Origin of the sequence: Lysinibacillus sp. NPDC097287, assembly GCF_044761695.1 — a bacterium.
Classification (GTDB): domain Bacteria; phylum Bacillota; class Bacilli; order Bacillales_A; family Planococcaceae; genus Lysinibacillus.
Window position 1 is genome coordinate 1 of record NZ_JBIWCX010000042.1, and the last position, 1,714, is coordinate 1,714.

Below are 1,714 nucleotides of genomic sequence, written 5' to 3' on the forward strand. Positions count from 1 at the left end.
CCGACACCATCGCTGGCGTCGACCCGACCTTGGTACGACGGCTGGGGCACCCGCAGGAAGGTGCTCGCCAGCTTGTTCACGGCGCTGGCGCTGTTTGGCTCCGGACTCGCCTCCGGATGGTGGCTGCAGAACGAACTGGTAGCTCGCCAGGAATCGAGTACCGCTGCCCGTCCCGACGACGGCACCCTCGACGATTTTGCTGCCGATATCGCATCGGGTGCCATGCCTGACCTGCGCAGTCTCGGCTCCGACGCATCGAAGCAAATCCTCGCTGACAGCGGAATCCCGGTCGACCGTGTCGAGGTGACCACCCGCGCGGCCGCCGGACGTCCGGGCATCGTCATCGAGCAGACACCACCGTTCGGCAGTTCCGATACGGCGAAGGTGACGCTGGTTGTTTCGACGTCGGCCCAGGTGCCCGTCATCGAGAACCGCTCGGCTACGGAGGTGATCTCGGAACTGCAGGAACTCGGTGCGCAGGTGATCGTGAAGAGCCGCTACCAACCGGACGCGGTCCGAGACGGTGCGCTCGACGTGGATCCACCAGTCGGTGCACCGATTCCCGACGCGGTTACCCTCACTGTCGCTCAGTCCCCCGGATCCGCCTACCCTTCGAAGCTCGACGCCATGGAGAGCGGGTGCGGTACCGGGTCGGAGTCGATGGACGGCAAGAAATATGAGAACTCGGTGACCTGCACCGCGAACAAACCTGGCACTGCCAAGCCGCGCAAGTCGGTGTGGAATCTGGCCCACGCGGTCGACGAGATGCGCGCCACGGTCGGGGTTCCCACCGATTCCATGCCCGGCACCAGGGTCCGCGTCGAGGTGTTCGCAGACGGCACACCGGTCGCGGCCGTCGACGCTGGCTACGGCCAGCCCGCAGACCTCTACGCACGTGTCTCGGGGGCACTGCAACTAACCGTCGTCGCGACCGCGCTCACCGACAGCGGATCGTCGAGAGACACCGAAGCCGTCCTCGCCGACCCGACCATTCTCGGCAGCCAGCAGGCCATCGTAGATCTCACCGAGGACAACTGATGGCCAACTGGTGGCCGAGACTCGGTGCATTGCTCGTGATCCTCGTGTCGGCTTGCCTGCTGCCCGTTTCGTCTGCGGCACAGACACCGACCACTCCACCCACCCGTGCGGTGTCCGCCGCACCGGCGGCCCTGCTTATGGTCATGGACTTGTCCGGTTCGATGAACGACAACGACGCGAACGGCAAGAACAAGCTGACCGGCGCTAAGCAGAGCCTGAGCAGGATCGTCGGGGACACGGCTTCCTCGAGCACACCGCTGGGCCTCTGGACGTACCCGACAGCCGGCAGCAACTGCGATCCCGGGTCATTTCTTGCCGGCGCAGACGGAGGTGTGCGCAAGGACACCGACACGCTGATGGCCCAGGTGTCCGGTCTGAAAGCGGACGGCGGGACACCGACAGGTCCGGCTCTTCGTGCGTCGGTCGATTCGCTGAAGGCCAACGGCATCACCACTGCCACCGTGGTCCTCATCTCGGACGGCGAAAGCAACTGTGGCCAGGCTCCGTGCGACACGGCGAAACAGATCGTCGCCGAAGGGTTCGACGTCACAGTCGAGGCGCTGGGCTTCCAGCTGTCGGGACAAGGTCGCACCGAACTCGAATGCATCGCATCCACCACAGGTGGCCGCTACAGCGACATCGCAGACGTGGACGAAATGCAGAAGAGGCTCAAGGA

General features: G+C 65.1%; 2 protein-coding genes. Both read left to right on the forward strand.

Going from position 1 to position 1,714, the window contains the following annotated elements; translation table 11 throughout:
- Positions 1–1,038 (forward strand): PASTA domain-containing protein (locus ACIQ2D_RS21840; protein WP_402867399.1); only part of this gene is annotated, 1,038 nt, incomplete at its 5' end.
- The coding region (locus ACIQ2D_RS21845) for a vWA domain-containing protein (protein WP_402867400.1) at positions 1,038–1,714 on the forward strand (677 nt) is incomplete at its 3' end. The genes ACIQ2D_RS21840 and ACIQ2D_RS21845, both read left to right, overlap by 1 nt.